At 33.8% G+C, this 22,396-nt stretch carries 20 protein-coding genes; 9 read left to right on the top strand and 11 right to left on the bottom strand.

The annotated features are described in order from the left end of the window. The first annotated feature begins 13 nt into the window (after positions 1-13). The 6 genes from tkt to WKT09_RS00725 all read left to right on the top strand — a co-directional run bounded on the left by tkt (position 14) and on the right by WKT09_RS00725 (position 5,749). Complete coding sequence (tkt, locus tag WKT09_RS00750; RefSeq protein WP_340414194.1) at positions 14-2,011, top strand: transketolase; 1,998 nt, start codon at positions 14-16, stop codon at positions 2,009-2,011. Positions 2,012-2,079: 68 nt separating this feature from the next. Further along, positions 2,080-2,310, top strand: a complete 231-nt coding sequence (locus WKT09_RS00745) for a YneF family protein (RefSeq protein ID WP_336266947.1) — start codon at positions 2,080-2,082, stop codon at positions 2,308-2,310. Between the two features lie 407 nt (positions 2,311-2,717). Then, on the top strand, positions 2,718-2,957 hold the full coding sequence (locus tag WKT09_RS00740; protein WP_340414193.1) for a hypothetical protein: 240 nt from the start codon (positions 2,718-2,720) through the stop codon (positions 2,955-2,957). A 19-nt stretch (positions 2,958-2,976) separates the two neighbouring features. Continuing rightward, complete coding sequence (msrB, locus tag WKT09_RS00735; RefSeq protein WP_340414192.1) at positions 2,977-3,936, top strand: peptide-methionine (R)-S-oxide reductase MsrB; 960 nt, start codon at positions 2,977-2,979, stop codon at positions 3,934-3,936. A gap of 30 nt (positions 3,937-3,966) precedes the next feature. Then, positions 3,967-4,173, top strand: a complete 207-nt coding sequence (locus WKT09_RS00730; protein ID WP_340414191.1) for a DUF6501 family protein — start codon at positions 3,967-3,969, stop codon at positions 4,171-4,173. Between the two features lie 139 nt (positions 4,174-4,312). Next, a complete protein-coding gene (locus WKT09_RS00725) occupies positions 4,313-5,749 on the top strand; it encodes a polysaccharide deacetylase family protein (RefSeq protein WP_340414190.1) in 1,437 nt (478 codons plus the stop codon). Between the two features lie 141 nt (positions 5,750-5,890). Here WKT09_RS00725 and WKT09_RS00720 read toward each other — a convergent pair whose 3' ends face one another. From WKT09_RS00720 to WKT09_RS00700, 5 genes are all read right to left on the bottom strand, one after another. After that, positions 5,891-6,352: an S-ribosylhomocysteine lyase gene (locus tag WKT09_RS00720; RefSeq protein WP_340414189.1), complete on the bottom strand. Its 462-nt coding sequence runs from the start codon at positions 6,350-6,352 to the stop codon at positions 5,891-5,893. A gap of 163 nt (positions 6,353-6,515) precedes the next feature. Next, the gene (locus WKT09_RS00715; RefSeq protein WP_340414188.1) at positions 6,516-6,842 is read right to left on the bottom strand and encodes a rhodanese-like domain-containing protein; all 327 of its coding nucleotides are present in this window, start codon (positions 6,840-6,842) and stop codon (positions 6,516-6,518) included. A gap of 415 nt (positions 6,843-7,257) precedes the next feature. Beyond that, on the bottom strand, positions 7,258-8,148 hold the full coding sequence (locus tag WKT09_RS00710; RefSeq protein ID WP_340414187.1) for a 5'-3' exonuclease: 891 nt from the start codon (positions 8,146-8,148) through the stop codon (positions 7,258-7,260). A gap of 2 nt (positions 8,149-8,150) precedes the next feature. Continuing rightward, positions 8,151-11,774, bottom strand: coding sequence for a dynamin family protein (locus tag WKT09_RS00705; protein ID WP_340414186.1), 3,624 nt, complete (start codon positions 11,772-11,774; stop codon positions 8,151-8,153). 237 nt (positions 11,775-12,011) lie between these two features. Next, positions 12,012-12,836 carry a MetQ/NlpA family ABC transporter substrate-binding protein gene (locus WKT09_RS00700; RefSeq protein ID WP_340414185.1) on the bottom strand — a complete coding sequence of 275 codons (825 nt, stop codon included), beginning with the start codon at positions 12,834-12,836 and terminating at the stop codon, positions 12,012-12,014. Between the two features lie 169 nt (positions 12,837-13,005). Between WKT09_RS00700 and WKT09_RS00695 the strand changes: the two genes are divergently transcribed. Continuing rightward, on the top strand, positions 13,006-14,028 hold the full coding sequence (locus WKT09_RS00695; RefSeq protein ID WP_340414184.1) for a methionine ABC transporter ATP-binding protein: 1,023 nt from the start codon (positions 13,006-13,008) through the stop codon (positions 14,026-14,028). Next, positions 14,021-14,677: a methionine ABC transporter permease gene (locus WKT09_RS00690; protein ID WP_340414183.1), complete on the top strand. Its 657-nt coding sequence runs from the start codon at positions 14,021-14,023 to the stop codon at positions 14,675-14,677. Before WKT09_RS00695 ends, WKT09_RS00690 begins: the two co-directional genes overlap by 8 nt. 72 nt (positions 14,678-14,749) lie before the next feature. Here the strand turns inward: WKT09_RS00690 and WKT09_RS00685 are convergent, their stop codons facing one another. The 5 genes from WKT09_RS00685 to WKT09_RS00665 all read right to left on the bottom strand — a co-directional run bounded on the left by WKT09_RS00685 (position 14,750) and on the right by WKT09_RS00665 (position 19,287). Continuing rightward, positions 14,750-15,211, bottom strand: a complete 462-nt coding sequence (locus WKT09_RS00685; protein ID WP_340414182.1) for a flavin reductase family protein — start codon at positions 15,209-15,211, stop codon at positions 14,750-14,752. 169 nt (positions 15,212-15,380) lie between these two features. Then, the gene (locus tag WKT09_RS00680) at positions 15,381-16,910 is read right to left on the bottom strand and encodes an acyl-CoA carboxylase subunit beta (RefSeq protein WP_340414181.1); all 1,530 of its coding nucleotides are present in this window, start codon (positions 16,908-16,910) and stop codon (positions 15,381-15,383) included. A gap of 16 nt (positions 16,911-16,926) precedes the next feature. Continuing rightward, positions 16,927-17,706 (bottom strand): enoyl-CoA hydratase, encoded by a 780-nt coding sequence (locus WKT09_RS00675; protein WP_340414180.1) that lies wholly within the window; start codon positions 17,704-17,706, stop codon positions 16,927-16,929. 15 nt (positions 17,707-17,721) lie between these two features. Beyond that, on the bottom strand, positions 17,722-17,934 hold the full coding sequence (locus WKT09_RS00670) for an acetyl-CoA carboxylase biotin carboxyl carrier protein subunit (RefSeq protein ID WP_340414179.1): 213 nt from the start codon (positions 17,932-17,934) through the stop codon (positions 17,722-17,724). 21 nt (positions 17,935-17,955) lie between these two features. After that, the gene (locus WKT09_RS00665) at positions 17,956-19,287 is read right to left on the bottom strand and encodes an acetyl-CoA carboxylase biotin carboxylase subunit (RefSeq protein ID WP_340414178.1); all 1,332 of its coding nucleotides are present in this window, start codon (positions 19,285-19,287) and stop codon (positions 17,956-17,958) included. Positions 19,288-19,469: 182 nt separating this feature from the next. On the opposite strand from WKT09_RS00665, the gene WKT09_RS00660 reads away from it, so the two are divergent. Next, positions 19,470-20,642, top strand: a complete 1,173-nt coding sequence (locus WKT09_RS00660) for a class I SAM-dependent methyltransferase (protein ID WP_340414177.1) — start codon at positions 19,470-19,472, stop codon at positions 20,640-20,642. A 100-nt stretch (positions 20,643-20,742) separates the two neighbouring features. Here WKT09_RS00660 and WKT09_RS00655 read toward each other — a convergent pair whose 3' ends face one another. Further along, on the bottom strand, positions 20,743-22,380 hold the full coding sequence (locus tag WKT09_RS00655; RefSeq protein WP_336266929.1) for an AMP-binding protein: 1,638 nt from the start codon (positions 22,378-22,380) through the stop codon (positions 20,743-20,745). Positions 22,381-22,396 lie beyond the last annotated feature (16 nt).

The following is a 22,396-nucleotide window of genomic DNA, read 5'->3' as shown; positions in this document are numbered from 1 at the left end:
GAGCTAATAACAAATGCAAGTGGAACAATTATCAGTTAATACAATTCGTACATTATCAATGGATGCAATTCAAAAGGCAAACTCTGGTCACCCAGGTTTACCGATGGGGGCTGCACCAATGGCATATACATTATTTACAGATTTCTTAAATCATAATCCAAAAAACTCCAAATGGTTTAATCGTGACCGCTTCATTTTATCTGCTGGACATGGATCCATGTTATTGTATAGTTTATTACATTTGTCCGGTTATGATGTAACGATGGATGATATTAAAAACTTCCGTCAATGGGGTTCTAGAACACCTGGGCATCCGGAAGTATTAGATACAGATGGAGTGGAAGCAACAACTGGGCCATTAGGACAAGGTGTAGCAATGGCCGTTGGTATGGCAATGGCAGAAGCGCATTTAGCAGCGAAATACAATAAAGAAAACTTCAACATTATTGACCATTACACTTATTCATTAGTTGGTGATGGAGATATTATGGAAGGAATTTCTCATGAAGCTGCATCCCTTGCAGGGCACTTAGCTTTAGATAAATTAATCGTATTATATGATTCGAACGATATTTCATTAGATGGAGATTTAGATCGTTCATTTTCTGATAGCACAGAAGATAGATTTAAAGCTTACGGTTGGCAAGTCATCCGTGTCGAAGATGGAAGAGATTTACAAGCGATCCACCAAGCAATAGAAGAAGCAAAAGCGAATACGACACAACCGTCATTAATTGAAGTTAAAACAATTATCGGCTATGGTTCACCAAATAAATCAAATTCTTCTGCATCACACGGTGCACCACTTGGAGAGGACGAAATTGCTTTAACGAAGGAATATTATGGTTGGGATTACGATGAAACTTTCCACGTTCCAGATGAGGTATATGAAGATTTTAATAAGAAAGTTGTGCAAAAAGGCGCAAATTCAGAAGAAGCATGGAACACTTTATTTGACGAATATAAAAAGGCATATCCTACTTTGGCGGAAGAATTACAACTTGCAATAAACAACGAGCTTCCAACTAATTGGGATGAAAATTTACCAACATATAAAGCTGGCGAAGATACATTAGCCTCTCGTGTTGCTTCAAGCGATATGATTAATGCGATTAGTAAAACTGTCCCTAGCTTTTTCGGTGGAAGTGCCGACCTAGCAAGTTCAAACAATACGATGATGAAAGAAGAAAAAGATTTCACAAAAGAATCGTACGAAGGCCGTAATATTTGGTTTGGTGTACGAGAATTTGCGATGGGTGCAGCATTAAATGGAATGGCATTACACGGTGGTTTAAAAGTATATGGAGGAACATTTTTCGTCTTTAGCGATTATGTACGTCCAGCAATGCGTTTATCAGCTATTCAAAATGCTCCTGTCACTTACGTATTTACACATGATTCCATTGCCGTTGGAGAAGATGGTCCAACACATGAACCGATTGAACATCTAGCATCTTTACGTGCGATGCCGAACTTATCTGTAATACGTCCAGCTGACGGAAATGAAACAAATGCAGCTTGGCGTTTAGCTTTAGAAACAACAGACAAACCGACTGCATTAGTGTTAACACGCCAAGGTTTACCGACTTTAGATGGTACTAAAGAAAATGCATATAATGGTGTAAAACGTGGAGCATATGTCATTAGCAAAGAAAGTGCTAAATTAGACGGTATTTTAATTGCGACCGGTTCTGAAGTAAATTTAGCGATCGATGCTCAAAAAGCATTACTTGAAAAAGGAATCGATGTTCGTGTTGTAAGCATGCCTTCTTGGGATCGTTTCGAAGCACAAGATGCAGCATATAAAAATGAGGTTTTACCAAAAGATGTTACAGCACGTGTAGCAATCGAAATGGCTGCATCACTTGGTTGGGAACGTTATGTAGGTTTTGAAGGAAAAGTACTCGGTATTGATAAATTCGGTGCTTCTGCTAACGGAAATATCGTAATTGAAAAGTACGGCTTCACTGTAGAAAATGTTGTAAAACATATGGAAGAAGTTCTTGCATAAAATTATTGTTTTATAACGACGAATTGTTTATACTGTAAAGGGAACATTTTGAAGGAGGATCATAGTTTATGTCAACGATTTGGGTAGTATTGATCGCAATATTAGCATTAGTTGCTGGGGTTGCACTTGGATTTTTCCTAGCTAGAAAATATATGATGGATTATTTAAAGAAAAACCCACCAATTAATGAGCAAATGTTACGCACCATGATGATGCAAATGGGACAAAAACCATCGCAAAAGAAAATAAATCAAATGATGCGTGCAATGAGTAATCAAATGGATAATCCGAAAAAATAAGCAATATTGATACCATTTTATTGAATGTTTGAGATGATTAATTTGATTCATTTCTCATTGATTTTAAGTACATAGAAATAAAAACTTAAAATCATACAAATTAAACACCTTTTTAATAGTTGAACTATTAAAAGGTGTTTTTTGTTTTAGGTTAAGAATTGATGTGTGATTATTAGAAAAATATTACCTGTTTCATAACGACAAAGCATTTACAAATGGATCCAATTTATTTTTAGCCTATTTTATCGTCCTTCATTTAAGGGAAGTTCTCGAATGAACGATCTTTATGAACGTAAAAAATTAGATTTTTCAATTAAACATTGATAAAATGAACGATATAGTGACGGCTTTTCTCTTAACACATATAGTAGTATCGAAGAATGTTTTCATGTTAGGAGGGAGCAACTATGGTTAATCATGAGCAATATCCGAATAAATGGGTACAATATATAATGAATGGTATTATTTATATAGAGCGCATGATGAAGGTATTATTATCATTACGTCCTTACATGGACCAATATGGCCCATTATTGCAACAATTAGCTGTTATTTATAAAGCAATGAAAATGATCCAAGAAGAAGGACAAAATGATCCTGCTTTTAGTAATCAAACAAATGTACATGAACCAATTTTGTACATTTAACATATGGAGGGATACTAATATGGCAACTGAAAAAGCAACATTTGCAGGAGGATGCTTCTGGTGTATGGTAGAACCTTTTGATGAACAACCAGGTATAATAGAAGTTACATCTGGTTATACAGGGGGTACGGTAGAAAATCCAACGTATGAACAAGTTTGTTCTAATACGACTGGACATGTGGAAGCAGTTCAAATTACATTCGACCCAACGATTTTTCCTTATGAAGATTTAGTAACCCTTTTTTGGCAACAAATTGACCCGACAGATGATGGGGGACAATTCCATGACCGTGGGGATTCGTATAAAACAGCCATTTTTTATCATAATGAAGCACAGAAGAAAATAGCCGAGAAATCCAAACAAGCGTTAATAGATAGTAAAAAATTTCAAAAGCCAATTGTCACACCAATTATTCCAGCAAAAACATTTTATCCTGCAGAAGAAGAACATCAATACTTTTATAAGCGAAATACGTTTCATTATAAAACGTATAAACGTGGTTCTGGAAGAGAACAATTTATTAAAGATAATTGGTCAAAGCAATTTGCGCCAGAAGATTTGAAAGAAACGTTATCAGAACAACAATATTATGTGACACAGGAAAATGGAACAGAACCACCATTTCAAAATGAATATTGGAACCATTTTGAGGAAGGAATTTATGTTGACATTGTATCAGGGGAAGTATTATTTTCATCAAAAGATAAATATGATGCACAATGTGGATGGCCTAGCTTTACAAAACCTGTTATGAACAAACAAGTAATCGAACATCTTGATACGACACATGGCATGGTTCGAACCGAAGTTCGTAGTAAAGAAGCTAACTCTCACTTAGGTCATGTATTTCCTGATGGTCCACAAGAAGCTGGTGGCTTACGTTACTGTATTAATTCAGCAGCCATTCGCTTTATTCCAAAAGATGAAATGGTAAAAGAGGGATATGAAAGATTTTTATATTTATTTAATGAACAATAATATTATTATGTAAACTAGAGGTGGAAACGTATGATTCATTTAAATTGGGAAAAGAACGAAATAAAAAAACAAGTAAAATGTGTGCATGCAAATGCCAAAAAATATAAAGTGAACAATATGCTTACAGAAGGTAAGGTTTACGATGTAATAAACGAAACAGATGAATTTATCTTCGTGATTGATAATAGCAAACGTGTAGCAGGTTACTATAAAGAATATTTTGAAGAAATAGTATAAAGATAGTGAAAATCCACCCTAATAATCGAATGAGGGTGGATTTTTGTATGAATTTATTTCTCATACTATGGTTCTTGTAATATATTTGTTATAATTGAAAGATAATGTATATTATTGTAAACAATGTGAGGGAATACGTATGTTTAAAAACTTAACTTGGCCAATTGTATTAGTCATCATTTCTGTTATATTGACCGTCGGTGTCGTGTTTTCAGGTATTATTTTAATGGAAATTGAAAAAGTAACAAGTGCTAAAGCAGTAACAATGGATGTCGAAAAAGAGGAAATTGATGACCAGCTTATTTTGGAAACAAAAATGAAAGAGGCTGAATTATACACTTCCAAGATTACACAGCCTGTTATAAATAAAAAAACAATTGATGGGCAAATTGAAAGATGGATTCGACAACATGAAGATGATTTTATGGAAGAAATGTTAGTGTTAATGGAAGAAAAAAGAACTTTAGAAGAAGGCGAAAATAATCATCTTGTCATATCAACAGATTATTATAAAGCCAATGAGGATATATATACTTTTTTATTAAAAGGATCTTTCGTCAAAAATGACAAGGAAATAGATTCATTTCAGCAGTTTTTCACTGTGAATATAAAGGAAGACAAATTTGTATCCCTTCATGATGTGGTTGAAATGAATGAACCATTAAAAAATCTAATAAAGAAAGAAATTAACAAACAAGACTTCGAAGTTGACGAAAAAGATTTCGAGATGCTAACAAATAATGAAGAAAATATTCAGTGGGCATTAACAGAGGACTCGATTCTATTTTTCTATGAAAAAGAAACGATTGGAAACAATGAAGAGGAAGTCGAAGTTGCCATTCCGTATGTGGATGCATATAAATCATTAACAGAAGCCTATTATGCTTTATTAATTACAGATGAAATGCAACAAATCATCGATTCGGCTCCACGTGAATTAGACCCGAATGGAAAATATATTGCATTAACATTTGATGATGGACCAGATGAACAAGTGACGCCAAGAATATTAGAAACATTAGATGAATTTGATGCAAAAGCTACATTTTATATGTTAGGTCGTAATGCTAGTAGATATCCGCATATTGCAGAAATGGTTGCACAAGATGGTCATGAAATAGCAAATCATAGCATTACACATCCAAATCTAAACGCCATCACTGCGCAGGCTATAAAAGATGAAATTTCCTTGTCGCAGCAACAAATAAAAGATGCTACAGGGATTGCACCAACATCGTTTAGACCACCATATGGGGAATATAATAATATGGTGTTGGAACAAGCGAAACAAACAGATCAAATTGTAACGATGTGGACGATTGATACGTTAGATTGGCAAAGTAAAAATACAAACGCTATTTTACATAATGTATCAATGAGTACAAACGGTGATATTGTGTTAATGCATGATATACATCCAACAACTGCAGACGCTTTACCAACTGTAATGAAATATTTACAAGATCAAGGGTTTGAATTTATTACAGTAAGTGAAATGATCCAATTAGAAGAGAATCATATAGAAGTTGGTCCATATTATGGGACAAAAAAAGACGATAACGAGCAGGCATATTAGTACTGCTCGTTATTTTATAACGGCTACAACTTCCTATAATATATATTATGTAAACTAGAATATTGAAAATAAAAAAGCTTGTTTTAATAGTACTCTATTCCCTTTATTTCCTATTAAAACAAGTGTTATTTATATTATGTACTAAAAAACTTCACACCATTCATCTTTATGATCGAGCATTTCTTTTGCAAGTATTTTTGCTCCTTCTAAACTATGACTAGCAGCCCATCCACATTGTACCTCATTACATCCAGGTACTTCCGTAGCTTTTAAGACATCTTTTAGAATATTTTCTACTAATTGAATGATATCTTCATAGCTAAAATGATTAATTACGGATAAATAATAGCCAGTTTGACATCCCATTGGGCTTATATCGACAATTTTGTCGGAATAATTACGGCTTATTTCTGCCATTAAGTGTTCTAATGAATGAATGGCAGGCATTTCCATATGTTCTTTGTTCGGTTGCTTGAAGCGAAGGTCATATTTGTACACTTCATCTCCATTTAACCCTTTCATCTTACCTGCTAAACGAATATAAGGCGCTTTTACTTTCGTATGATCTAAGTTAAAGCTTTCGACATTTAATTTTTGAACCATCTGTCTGCTCCTTTCAAATAATATGTTCATTACAATACCAATTAAAGTTTAATGTACAATATCATGTTTCCGAAACTATGTCAAACAGTTGTTTGAAAACTTAAAAACGGTGATACGTATGAGTACAAAACACTTACCACAAATTCCCGTGGTAAGTGTTTTGTTATGCAAAATCTGATTCGACAATACCGTTCCAGTGAATCATTCCCGGAACAACATTGTATACTTCATCATAACCATTTTCTCGTAAAATAGAGCAAGCTTCATCACTTCGGACACCAGAACGACAAATTACATATATTGGTTGTTCATTGCTTACTTCATCTAATCGGTTTTTAAGTTGTCCTAAAGGAATTAATACAGATCCTGGTATATGTTGAATTGCATATTCTGTCGTTTCTCTAACATCTAAAAGTAAAAATGATGCTTCATCATCATGTAGTATTTTTTCTAGTTGTTCGTTTGTCATTTCTTTCTCACAAACAGTCACTGATGTTACCCCCTTTACCTAAAATCAATTAGGTTCGTTTCAAATTGTATAAGAATCACATGAAAATGTAAAGTGTTTGAGATAAAATTGTAACATCAAAGCAGTAAAAATGAAGAAATTAGTAAAAAAATCAAATAAAGAAAGGCTAAATGACACAAATTTTAACTTTTATAGAAATCATGACAATCATTGATATATATGAGTTTTCAAGGCATCATAAATTAAGATACTAGACCTAAATGCTCTATATCATTTAATATGATAGGTATTTTGATTTATTTTTTGTCATATTTTATTTATGTCATTACATCATAGAAATTGCTACGATCATTTTTCTCTCTAAAAAAACAGAGGATGCGTATTGCTTCCCCTGTTCTTTGAAGTTTATTTGTACATATCTCGCTTCGATCTTGTATTAAACAATGATATTGGATGATACATACGATTCGATTGGTGGATGTTTCACACCTAATTTAATTAAATGTGCTTCAATTTCAGGTGCATGTATTTGTAATGGCTCATCAATTGTAAATTCTAATTCAACATCGCATTTTATTGCAGCTAATTCTTTTGACAAGTGAAACATTGCGATGTCCGTTTCAATTTTTGAACGAATACCTTTTGTTAATTCGTCCTTTGATTCTAGAATAGTATCCATATTACCATATGTTTGTAGTAATTTTAATGCTGTTTTTTCCCCTATTCCTTTTATACCTGGATAATTATCTGCACTATCACCAGTTAATCCTTTAAATTCGATAATTTGATGTGGATGTAATCCTTTTTTGCTTAAAAAGTTCGCTTCATTATATATATCATAATTACCGATTCCTTTTTTCATAATGGCAACATCGACATTTTTAGCAACAAGTTGTAATAAATCATGATCACCAGATAAAATAGTTACTTGTACGTCATGAGACAATGTATTTGCGAGTGTACCAATGACATCATCTGCTTCATAATTTGTTACGCCAATATTTTGGACGTTAAAAATATCAACAGCTTCTTTTACAAGGTCAAATTGTGGAATAAGTTCTTCCGGTGGTGCTCCTCGATTTGCTTTATAAGCACTGTAAATTTCGTTTCGGAATGTCTTACTTCCCATATCCCAACAACAAAGAACATGTGTCGGTTGGAAAGTATGAATTCCGTCTGTAAAGTAGCGTAAAAATTGATATACCCCATTCGTCGGGATGCCTTCTTCATTTCGCATAAAATTACCTCTAAAAGATGTTGCGTAAAACCCTCTAAACAATAAAGCCATTCCATCTACTAATAATATATGTTTCTTCAATATGTCCATCCTTACTTTTCTAATATTGCTGTTAATATTTCATGTTTTTCTTTTAGTTGGGCTAAATTTACCGTATCTGTTACCACTTTCATATGCTGATCAATCATTTGATCCACTTCAGATTCAATACGAGTTTTAACGTTTTGTAGTGCATCGTTCCACTGTGCAATATACACACTATCCATAATTTCTTTTTGTGTATCTAAATATTGTTTTGCTTCAGGTTTTAACGTATCGTAAAATGCTTCCTTCATTTTTTCACGTTCATTTTGCTCAAAAAACGATCGAGTATTTTTGAAAATCTTTAATACTTGTGAAAAAATACTGTAATCAATTGTTGTAAATGCCTGTTCATAATCAGGTGTTTTAAATGCTTGTGTTTGCAAGCTAGGTAAAATAAAGTTTTCATCTATTTTTTCGATCTGAGATTGTATCTCATTAAAGGTGTCTTTCGTTAACTCGTGCATATTTGCCTCGACACGTAATGATACAGCACGTACTTCTTGTAACAATTCATACCCAACATAGTCGATAAATTTATTACGATTCGCTTCCAATTGCTTAATAGCTTCCCTTCCGGATGCTGTAATCGTCGTCGGGTTAAAATGCTCAGAAAACATATCATGGAAACGAATGTATAAACGTTCTAGTACGAAATGAAGTTGTCGTTCAATTCGTTCTAATATACGTTCTTCTGCTACAGAACTATTTGTTGTTGCAATAATCTCTTTAAAAGTATGACGTTTATTTTCTAATGTTTTTACGAAATTAGCACGTTCAGCTTCACTTAAGTTTGCTGCATCAATAAAGTTTTGTAATGTTGCGACAGCACGATTCATATCCCATACAGCACCTTGGATAGTTAACTGTGCTAAGTCTTGTTCAACAAATTTGTAAAATTCTGTTTCAAATGTAGTCATTTCTTCGTTTAAAGGAAGTTGAGCTACTTTTTCTTCTAATGATTTTTTACTTGAAACAGGAAATATTTTTGCCTGACGAATGCCAAATTGTAGTAATTGTTCTTCGACATAATTTAATACGAGCTTTAACTCTTGGGCATCTTGTGCTAAATCTGATGCATTTACAATAAAGAACATTTTATCTAGTTCGAACGCTTCTTTTACTCGTCCTAATTGCATTAAGAAGTCACGATCTGCACTAGTTATAGCATGATTATAGTATGTGACATAAATAATTGCGTCGGCATCTTTAATATAATCAAAAGAAACGTTCGTATGTCGTGCATTGACAGAGTCTGCTCCAGGTGTATCTACTAATGTGATCCCTTTTCTCGTTAATGCACAGTCATAATATAAATCAACTTGTTCAATATAACATGCTTTTGATTCATCTGTAACAAAAGCTGGGAATTGTTCTAAAGATATTTCCACCGTTTTTCCGAGCTGGTTTTTCCTTTGTTCGTATCCATTTAACACCGCCAATAAATAAGATTGGTATGTTTTTGTTAATAGACTGTTTTTATGGATATTATATCGTTTGATCCATTCGACCATTTCATGGACGTTTTCGTAATCAGGATCAAAATCCTTCGTAATTTGTTTTAAGTCATTCGTTAACGTTGCATCATCTTTTAATTGGATGACAACCGTTCCATGTTTGTATGTGTCATTAATTGGATTAATTCGGCTAATAACCGCAGTCGTCGGATTTGGTGATACTGGTAAAACTTGTTCCCCGAATAAAGCGTTGGAGAAAGATGATTTTCCAGCACTAAACGCTCCAAATAAAGCGATTGTTAATTGTCGATTGTTAAGACGGTGTTGTTTTTCACGTAAATCACGGACAATCGTGTCGAAACCATCCACATTTTCTAATGTATTCGTCATTTCTTCAATGGTTTGAACGATAGTATCTGCCGTATGTTCTGTAGTCACAGTTATTTCTTTTAACTCCTCTTTCACTTGTGATGGTGTGGTTGTTTCTTCAACATCCGCGATCGCTACTGTTGGCGCCTCTTTTTCAATAACTTTATGTCGACGTTCAATTGTAGCATCCATTTCACATAAAAGATCGGTATTTTCTGTCGGATTTTTCATGTGCGCATGAAGATGTGCGATTTTTTCTGTTAATTTTTCTTCTAGTTGTGCTTTTTTCTCTAATAATTCATCAGCAAAATCAAACTGTCTTAATTGCTCTTGCAATGCAGCAATTTGTTCCTCTTTATTCGTTTGAATCACATTTTCAATTTCCGTCCATAACTCATTTGCAAGTTGACGATACTTAGATTTAATATCGGCACTAATTTCGTTCGTATAGTTTAACACGTAATTCCCGTTAATTTGTGCGCCTTCTTTCATAAAAGACTTCACATCTTGAGCTGTATATTGAACGTTTGCATCTTGAATCATTTTCAATAATCCGTCATGATGAATATCATTTTCACGAACCATTTCCATAAATTTATCCCGTAATTTCCATTGAATCGATGCATCAATCGTTTTTTGTAATTCTGTTAAAAATGCATTCATACGATTATTACGTTCTTCCTCTGTCTTTTTCTTCGCATTGAAAAGTCCAACTTTGAAGTCTTTTTGCTGCGATTCTAATACACTTTGTGCTTGATCTCGTAATTTTGCAGGCATTAAATAAGCGTTTTTTAAAGTATGATTTAACTCATGATCAAATTCATTCTTTAATTGTTCATGAGGATCTTTTACAGAAGCCATTTTTTCATTAATTTCCTGTAATAAATCATATTCCACATCCGTAATATTCGCTGGAACAATCTCGTTTACAGCTTCCTCTAATTGTTCTTGTAAAAAAGTTTCATGGTCTTGTATGATAATGTTTGTCGCTGCTTTTAAACGACCTGTTATATTTTTATTTTTCTGAAGTAGTTGAAATAACTCTTCTTTAATTTGACGAATTTCACTATGTGGAGCATCTTCATACATAACGGAAGAATAATATATTTTTTCTGGGAAAATATTCCACTGTTCAAATGTTTCACGTACGTTTTTATCAAATTGCGAAAACGGAATTTCATGTTCATTATGTTTATCAATTTGGTTTATAATGACATAAAATGGAATATCCGCTTCATGCATTTTACGTAAGAAGTATAAATTTACTTCAGATTGGACATGATTATAATCCATTACATAATAAAGTACATCTACTAAATGTAACGCGGATTCTGTCATTAATCGGTCCGCATCATCCGCTGCATCAATTCCAGGTGTATCTAAAATAGAACAGTTTTCAGGTAATATTTCTTCTGATGTACTAATATCAATTCGTTTAATAGCGTTTTTATCTGTTGCATAATCTTTGATCATATCAATATCATATGGCTCTTTATATTGAACTGTTTCATCATCGGTAAAATAAACCCGCGCTACTCCTTCACCAGAAGTAATTTTTACGATATTTGCACTGGTAGGAATCGGACTTTTTGGTAAAACATCTTTTCCTAGTAAATAATTAATCATTGATGACTTTCCGGCAGAAAAATGTCCTGAAAAACTAATATTAAACTCATTTTTTTGTTGTTTTTCATATAAATCAATAATTTTATCTGCGTTTATATAGTCTTCATTGTTTTTCATATGCTCATATAAAGTTGTAAAATGCTCATTCGTAATCGCATTCATATCTCTCGTTAACACTTTCACTGCAACAATCTCCTTTGTACGTTCATACATCATGATGGACAAAAAGATTCTTTATTTCTTCACATAATTGTCATATTCATGAAATGAATTGATACCAATTATTATACGAGAACAAGTGCTGTTTATCTAGTAAAATAGTACTTTCCTATTTTTTCATGTAAATTATTTGCTTCTACATTATTTACACGTATAGAAAAAGGAGTTTTAGCTTTTACTAAAACCCCTCTTTCATTGTGTTTATTTAATTTCTTCTGGAATAAACCAATATTCGTCTTCGTTCTCTTTTTCCATAAATTGTTTGAACTCATCTGATTCATAGGCATCTTTTATCGCTTTGGCCCATTCTGTATCCGCATTTTTTTCATCGACTACTGCTACTAATTCTAAATCTTTTAAAATATCTTCAAATAATAAACTTTCAGCTGGATTTAATCCAGATGCATAGACGATACTACCAGGAATAATTCCATAATCAACATCATCTAATGCTCTCGGTATTTGCGCAGAATCCATTTCCTGTATATTTAAATCATATTTATTTTCAACAATATCATTTTGTGTTACTTTTATTAATTCTACATCGTCTTTTAACGTAATAAGTTCTGCTTTTTGTAATAAAGCATAAGCACGAGCAGCATTGGATGGATCCTTTGGAATAGCAATACTATCCCCTTCAGAAATGTCATCTAAAGAATCCTTCTTCCCAGGAAAAATACCTGTTGGAACCGTTGGAATTGGTGTTACTTTTGTTAAGTTGGCATTTTTTTCTTCATTAAAATTTGTATAATATGCTGTATGTTGATCAACGTTTAAGTCGATAGACCCTTCATCTAAAGCAATGTCTGCTTGTAGTAATTCTGTAAATTCAACTGTTTCAATCGTATAACCATTTTCTTCTAAGATTGGTTTAATTCCATTTAAAAATAATTCACTATAAGGTCCTGGTGATGTTCCGACTTTTATAGTCGTTTTCTCTTCTCCTTCTTCATTATTATCGTTTCCGCATGCAGCTAACACAAATAAAACTGTGACACTAATAAACAAAAACATCCATTTCTTCATTTTTTTCTCCCCTTTAATCCCTATTAATTTCATATGATTAATCATATAGAATTATAAACATGAAATTTGCGCCTGTCAATTTTAATGCGTATAATTCAGATTGATTTTATATGAATTAATCGCTATACTATGTTTATAGATTTATTGTCTGTTAGAAATGGGGAGAAAAATGATTAAGTTAGAAGATGTAACGAAAGTATTTAAAGTAAAAGATAAAGAAATAAAAGCATTACATAATATTTCCTTACACATAAATAAGGGAGATATATTTGGAGTGATTGGATTAAGTGGTGCAGGTAAAAGTACGTTAATTCGTACAATTAATTTTTTAGAACGACCGACCTCTGGGAAAGTAATAGTAGAAGGTGAAGCATTACACGCATTAAAAAAACAACAGTTACGTCAAGTTCGTAAAAATATTGGAATGATTTTTCAGCATTTTAATTTATTACAAACGAAAACAATTTTTCAAAATGTTGCTATTCCACTCATTTTAGAAAAGCAGAATAAACAAGCTATTCGTGAAAGAGTTATGGAATTACTCAGTTTTGTCGGCTTGGAAGATAAAGCAAATGATTATCCAAGTCAGCTTTCTGGTGGCCAGAAGCAGCGTGTTGGGATTGCCCGTGCTTTAGCTACAAATCCGTCTATTTTATTATGTGATGAAGCAACATCAGCATTAGATCCACAAACAACAGATTCTGTTTTAGATTTATTAAAGAAAATTAATGAAACATATAATATAACGATTGTCATGATAGCACATGATATGAACATTATTAAAAAAATATGTCATCGAGTTGCAGTAATGGAAGATGGGAAAATTATTGAAACTGGAGATGTAATCGATGTGTTTAAAGAACCTAAGCATGCTTCAACAGAAAAATTTGTGGAGACAGTTGTTCATCGTAACATACCAAGTTCCATTTATACATTAATGGAAAAAAAGAAAGATGGAGTATTCATACAAATACCATTTATCAACGATCAAACAGGTACATTAGTAAGCACCCTTAGTAAAGAATTTCAATTAGATGTGGATATGGTTTATGCGTCGATGGATGAAATTAAAGATGATCAAGTAGGTTTTATGGTACTACATCTTTTAGGTACGGAAAATGACATCCAAAACGGTTTACAATATATAAAATCGAATAATATGACGTATCAGGAGGTAGGAAGAAATGTTTGAAACAACCGTTACAACGGAACAATTTATTCAAGCGATGGTAGATACATTTTACATGGTTGGTTTTTCTTTAGTTGTAGGGTCTATCATTGGGATTCCATTAGGTATTTTACTAGTAGTTACAAAACCGAATGGCATTTTACAAAACAAGGTCGTTTTTAATTTACTGAATCCGATAATTAATATGTTCCGCTCTTTGCCATTTATTATTTTACTCGTTGCAATCATACCATTTACAAGATTTATTACAGGTACATCCATTGGAACATCAGCAGCTATTGTGCCTTTAATAGTATATGTCGCACCTTTTATTGCGAGATTAGTGGAAAACTCTATATTAGAAGTAGATGACGGAATTATAGAAGCCGCAACTTCTATGGGAGCAACCCCATTACAAACAATATGGTATTTTTTATTACCTGAAGCATTGGGTTCTTTAGTATTAAGTTTAACTACTGCTTCAATTAGTTTATTAAGTGCAACTGCTATGGCGGGTGCAGTTGGTGGTGGAGGAATTGGAGATTTGGCAATAAGTTATGGATATGAAAGATTCGACTCCTTTATTATGCTCGTGACAGTGATTACATTAATTATTATCGTTCAAATTATGCAATCGATCGGTAATTTTATTGCCGTAAAATTAAGAAAATGATGTTTCACATATGAAAAAGATCCTATCTACTCTGTTCTGAGTAATAAGATCTTTTTTTATATGTCATATATGTTATGAATGTAAATTTCTATATTTACCACTGTAGAAAATAACAGGTTCTCCACTTTCTATTTTTAATTCGGTTACTTCTCCGAGAATAATTGTATGGTCTCCTGCTTCTACTTTATTATATACTTTACAAGATAGCGCAGCTAAACTATTTTCAATTACCGGTACACCGTCTAAGTATTCAAACGGGATAGGTCGATCCGCTTCTTTTTGTCGTGCAAAAATCATGGAATAATCTTGTTGATTGTCTTGAAGCACACTTACCCCGAAGGTTTCTGCCTTCATTAATTTTTCATACATACTAGCTGTATGGTCGATTGAAATCGCAATCAATTTTGGTTCTAAGGAAATAGACATAAACGCATTTACTGTCATCCCTCTATCTTCACCTTCATCATTTATTGTAACGATTGTAATCCCCGTTGCAAACCTTCCCATCGCATCTCGAAATAAACGATCTTCCATATACGCTTCATCCCTTCATCTCTCTATTCATACTATTCATCATATCAAATGTTCTATGTAGATAAAAATGATTTGTTTAGTCAGTTTACATAATAATATTATTGGAAACTTCCTTCATGTTATAAAAATTACCTCTAGAAAATTCCCATCATTTTCTAGAGGTATAGAATTATACTGGATATACACCATGTTTACGATCTGTGAAATGATAATTCTTCGATTCATACATGTCAAATCGTTTAGCTAGTTGTTTTCTCGTTTCATTCGGCTGAATAATATCATCAATGACAAGTTCAGATGCCAAACGAAATACGTCGATATCGTCTTTATATTCTGCTTGTTTTTGTAATATAAAATCACGGCGTTCTTCTTCTGGTAAAGAGGCAATTTTATTTGCATATACAGCATTAATCGCCGCTTCAGGCCCCATAACAGCAATTTGTGCGGTTGGATATGCTAAAGTTGCATCTGTTTCAAATGCTGGTCCTGCCATAGCATAAAGGCCTGCTCCATATGCTTTACGGACAACGAGAGAAATTTTCGGTACCGTCGCTTCACTCATCGATGCAAGCATTTTTGCTCCATGACGAATAATTCCTTGTTGTTCCACTTTCGTCCCAATCATAAATCCTGGAACATCCATTAAGAAAAGTAATGGAATATTAAATGCATCACATAATTGGACGAATTTAGCCGCTTTATCGGCTGAATCTGGGAATAAAACTCCTCCTTTTACACGCGGTTGGTTGGCGATAATGCCAATCGCTTTTCCTTCTAAACGTGCAAAACCGGTAATTAATTCTCCAGCAAATAATTTTTTAATTTCACAAAAAGAATCTTCATCAATGATACGATTAATTAACTCATACATATCAAAAGGAACATTTTGATTTTCTGGAATGATATCTGTAATATCTTTTTCCATCACTTTTGTTTCTACAGATTGTATAGCTTTTGGTTTATGACGGAAATTTTGTGGGAAATACGTTAAATATTTACGAGCAAACTGTAATGCTTCTTCTTCTGTTTGAACTAGTACATCTCCACACCCAGAAACAGAACAGTGCATTTTTGCTCCACCCATTTCTTCTAATGTCACCTTTTCTCCAATGACCATTTCTGCCATTCTCGGTGAACCAAGGTACATCGAAGCATTTCCTTCTACCATGACAACGATATCACTAAACGCTGGAATATATGCTCCACCAGCTGCGGATGGACCGAATAATAAACAGATTTGCGGAACACGTCCAGATAGTTTAATTTGATTATGGAAAATACGTCCTGCCCCACGTCTGCCAGGGAACATTTCGATTTGATCTGTAATTCGAGCACCAGCTGAGTCCACTAAATAGAGCATTGGTACTTCTAAGTTTAATGCTGTTTCTTGAATACGGATGATTTTCTCAACGGTACGTTTTCCCCATGATCCTGCTTTTACTGTTGAATCGTTCGCCATGACACAAACAGTTTGTCCATTTATTTTTCCAATTCCTGTTACAACACCATCTGAAGGTAGATCATCTTCCATGCAATTGGCGAAAAATGCGTCTTCTACTTCGATTCCTTCATCAAATAATCGTTCTAAACGTTTGCGAACGAATAATTTTCCTTTTGCCTCATTTTGTTCGTGGTATTTTTCTTTTCCACCTTTATTAATCGTATCTATTCTTTTATTTAAATCATCTACATAGCTCATAGGAAACCTCCTATTATTATTTCCCCTCATAATTAGGTTTGCGCTTTTCTTTAAACGCTTGTAAACCTTCGAGGCGATCTTTCGTCGGTATCGTTTGTAAATAGCTTAAACGCTCGATTTGTAATGCTGTTTGTAAATCCGTTTCCATCCCATTTGTGATGGCCAGTTTGGCTTGTTTTACTGCAATCGGACCGTTTGCAGCAATTTTTTGTGCCATTTTAATTGCTGCTTCTTTTGCGCATGATTCTGTCACTTGTTCTACCAAACCTAACTGTAATGCCTCTTGTGCTGTTACAGGGGTGGCAGTATAAATAAGTCGTTTCGCTTGGCCGAGTCCAATTAAACGTGTTAATCGTTGTGTTCCACCAGCACCTGGAATAATGGCTAACGATGTTTCTGTTAACCCTACCTTAACATGTTGACTTGCAATGCGAATATCACATGCAAGTGCTAATTCTAGTCCACCACCAAAGGCTACTCCATTTAGTGCAGCGATAACTGGTACCTTAATTTGTCCGATGCGGTTAATTGTATCACCAATATATGTAACAGCCTCGACAACTTCTGTCTCATTCATGTCGCGTCGTTCTTTTAAGTCTGCTCCAGCTGAAAAGGCCTTTTCTCCTGTACCAGTTATGATTACAGCTCGGATGGAGTTATCTGCATGAATCATATCAATTGTTTCATTTAATGTATGTAATGTCGCTTTACTCAAAGCGTTAGCGGCTTTTGGACGATTAATCGTAACGACTAATATATTGTCAGCTATTTTTTCCGTTACAATAAGTTGGGACAATATGTTCGCCTCCTATTATCCGATGACGCAAATAACGTCGCCTTCATTTATAAAATCGCCTTCATTTACTTTAATTTCTTTTACTTCTCCGGCAACTTCTGTTTGATGTGGAATTTCCATTTTCATTGATTCCAAAATCGCTACATCTTGACCTGCTGTTACAGTATCCCCTACATTTACTACGATTTTCCACATATTTCCTGCCATACTTGCTTTAATTTCTGTCATATTAAATTCCTCCCAAATATATTATACATGTTGTTCTACGTAATGAATGGTAATAGCTCCCTCTTGGAAAGCTTTATCATGTAAGACAGATAAAATCATCGGAATATTTGTCTTAATACCTTCAATTTTATAGTTTTGTAACGTTCCAATCAAATGTTTTATTGCTTCATGACGATTTTCCTTCGTTACAATGACTTTTGCAATCATTGGATCATAAAATGGTGTTACTTGATACCCTTCTGTTACAGCAGATTCCATCCGTACATTTGGATCATTTGGCTCTACATAGGTTGTAATTGTGCCAGGTGAAGGAAAAAAGGTTGTTGGGTCCTCGGCATAAATCCGTACTTCGATTGAATGATTTTGAGCAGTAATATCAGATTGATTGAATGATAGTGTTTCTCCTCTTGCAATCCGTATTTGCTGTTCAATTAAATCATATCCTGTAATTTCTTCCGTTACTGGATGTTCCACTTGAATACGAGTATTCATTTCTAAAAAATAGAAATTTTCATCTTTATCAACGAGAAATTCCATTGTCCCTGCATTTGTATAGCCAATTTTTTTTATTGCTTCTACGGCTATTGTTGCCATTTTATTACGGGTAGATTCTGAAATATATATTGCACGTGCTTCCTCGATTACTTTTTGATTCCGACGTTGAATGGAACATTCACGTTCAAAAAAATGTACTACATTTCCATGCTGATCTGCTAATAGTTGTATTTCAATATGACGCGCATCCCCAATATACTTTTCCATATACATTGCACCATTACCGAAAAACATTTGCGCGCGTTTCGTGTTGTTTTCGAATGCCGTCTTTAATGTTTGTTCATCATGGACGACTTGCATCCCAATACCGCCACCTCCTGCAGAAGCCTTTAACATGACTGGATACCCGATTTTTTTAGCTATTTCCTTCGCTTCTTCTAACGTCGGGATTGCTTCAGTCGTACCTTTTGCGATTGGTACACCAACTTTTTCCATCATATTTCGAGCCGTAATTTTATCGCCCATTTGCTCCATCACACTTCCTGATGGGCCGATAAACGTTATTCCCTCTTCTTCACATTTTTTTGCAAAAGTACTATTCTCACTCATAAAACCGTATCCTGGATGGATGCCATCCACTTCATGTTCTTTTGCTATTTGAAAAATTTTATCCATATTCATATAACTTTCATTTACTTGATTGCCACCGATTAAATAACTTTCATCTGCCATAGAAACATAAGGTGCAAGCTGATCTGCTTCAGAATAAATAGCAATTGTTTTGATATCCATTTTTTTGCATGTTCGAATAATTCTCGCAGCTATTTCTCCACGATTGGCAATTAAAATACATTTCATGTGAACTCCTCCTAACTTTATTCACCTATGAAAGAATAGATAAGTTTTCCTTATCCTATCATATAAAATTATCTTACAAATCCCCACTTTTGTCTACATATTCTATTTCTCTCATACCTTCCATCTAGCTACAGAACATGGTATACTTTCAAACATAAAGTAAAAGTTAAGAGGGGTTTTCTATGGAATTTAATGAATTAAAAGAAACATTTGTTCAAAAAGTGATGAATGAACTATTTATCCATGGAACGATAAGTCAACCACGTCAAAAATCGAATGATTTAAAACGCGTCCGTTTAAAGAAAATTGCACTACAAAATGAATTATACATCCAGTTTGAATATCAATATGAACGTATCATGAAACATGAAAATATATTACTTAAAGATATCGGACACGTCTTAGATCCTTTACTAGAAGAGTTCCGTCAAGTGCATGCACAATTTGAAACGGAACAAATTCATATTCAAATTTCTAAAAAGTTTAAAGTAATGTGGAAAACAACCAAGGAGGTTGTAAAGAAAACAGCAACATTAGAGCATAATCGAAAGAAAAATTATTTATTAGATGAAAACACGGTTCATCCTTTTTTAGTTCGTTTAGGTGTGCAAACGGAAACTGGTCAAATAAAAAAAGCACATTATGATAAATTTCGACAAATTAATCGATTCATCGAATATATTGACGATGCAATCGAATATTTACCAAAAAATCGCACCGTTCGCATTTTAGATTTCGGTTCCAGAAAATCTTATTTGACGTTTGCACTATATCATTATTTACATGTCGTAAAAGGATATGATATTCAAGTAACAGGATTAGATTTAAAAAAAGAAGTGATCGAACATTGTCAGCAAATTGCGAATGATTTACAGTACGAACATTTACAATTCCTCGTTGGGGATATTAATGATTTTAATGAGGAAACTTCTGTCGATATGGTCGTCACATTACATGCATGTGATGTAGCGACAGATATGGCATTAGCTCGGGCAGTTAGATGGGGAGCGAACGTTATTTTAAGTGTGCCATGTTGTCAACATGAGTTATTCTCACAAATGGATGCACCAGCATTAGATGTTTTATTACAACACGGTCTAATGAAAGAACGATTTGCTGCACTTGCAACAGATGCAATTCGAGCAGAAATATTGTCTTTAGTTGGCTATGAGACGCAATTATTAGAGTTTATTGATATGGAACATACACCAAAGAACATTTTAATCCGAGCTTATTATACTGGAAAAGAAAGTACGAAAGCTGCTATGAAAAAATATGAGTCGTTCCGTGATTTACTCACAGCAAAGCCATTTTTAGAAAAAGAGTTACATGAACATTTATACGTGAAAAAGTGAGTTGCAATAAGGTAAGAGGTGTCTCAATTGCTCCCATCAAATAAATTGATACAAAAACAGGAACGATACATCGCCATGACGTAAAGTTCCTGTTTTTTCTCTATTTGTTTTTAACGATATCTATACATTGTTCACGTAATTTGTATTTTTGGATTTTCCCACTAGCTGTCATTGGATACGTTTCAAAGAAGTGAATAAACTTTGGAACTTTGTGCCATGAAATATTGTCTAAACAAAATTGTCTTATAGCTTCCTCTGTCACTTCACTACTTTCTTTTCGTTTAATACAAGCCATAACGACTTCCCCATATTTTTCATCTGGAATGCCGATCACTTGCACATCAATAATTTCTGGATGACGGTATAAAAATTCTTCAATTTCACGTGGATAAATATTTTCCCCACCACGAATGATGACATCTTTGATACGCCCAGTAATCGAATAATAGCCATTTTCATCTACTTTCGCTAAATCACCTGAATGTAGCCACCCATTTTCATCCATCGCCTCTTTTGTTGCTGCTTCATTTTTATAATATCCCTTCATCACATGGTAACCACGTGTAATGAGTTCACCTTGCTCATTTGGCGGCAGTTCTTCCTTCGTTTCTGGGTCGATGATTTTTGCTTCTATATCGGGATGAATTTTTCCTACGGTACTAACGCGTAATTCTACCGGATCATCTACGGTTGTTTGTGTAATGACGGGAGATGTTTCTGTCAGACCGTAAGCAATCGTAATTTCGTTCGCTCCCATTTTATCCATTACTGCTTGCATTACTTCAATTGGACAGTTAGATCCAGCCATAATACCTGTACGCAAATGACTTAAATCATATTCAGCAAAATTAGGCTCATTTAATTCTGCAATAAACATCGTCGGTACTCCGTGTAGCGCTGTACATTTTTCTGATGCGACCGCTTCTAATACTTTTTTTGCATTAAATTGTTCAACAATGACCATCGTAGATCCTTTAACAACTGCTGTTAAAATACCTAATACACAACCAAATGTATGAAAAAATGGTACTGGAATACATAAACGATCTTCGTTTGTTAAACGCATTCTGTCCCCAATTCGTTTCGCATTGTTGATGATATTGTAATGAGATAACATAACACCTTTAGGAAATCCTGTCGTTCCAGAAGTATATTGCATATTAATGACATCATCATAATGTAAACTATTTTTGCGATTTTCGAATACATCTGCTTCAACAGTTTCTCCTTTATCGCTTATATCTGAAAATGTGAATGCAAAATTACGCGATTCTTCATCCATGACGATAATATTTTTTAAATATGGCAATGTTTCGGATTGTAGCTTTCCTTTTTCAGATGTTTTTAATGACGGGCATATTTTTTCTAAAATATCTAAGTAGTTCGTATGTTTATAATGGTTCGCCATAATTAATGTCGTTGCATCTGATTGTTGCAATAAATATTCTAATTCAAATGCTTGATAGTTCGTATTAACCGTAACAAGTACCGCACCAATTTTTGCAGTTGCAAATTGCGAAATAATCCATTCAACTTTATTATCAGACCAAACTGCGATATGGTCCCCTTTTTTGATACCGATAGATACTAATCCTTTGGCAAAGTCATTTACACGATTATTAAACTGTTCATACGTTAAACGTAAACCATGTTCGGGATAAACTAAAGCCTCATGGTTCGGATGTTTTTCTACTTGCCGTTCCAATAATTGTCCGATAGTATGTTCCATAAAGTTCATATATTACCCTCCAACA

Origin of the sequence: Pseudogracilibacillus sp. ICA-222130 (genome assembly GCF_037892545.1) — a bacterium.
Taxonomy (GTDB): domain Bacteria; phylum Bacillota; class Bacilli; order Bacillales; family Amphibacillaceae; genus Pseudogracilibacillus.
Note: the sequence above shows the minus strand (reverse complement) of the source record. Positions and strands in the feature narration are given on the sequence as shown.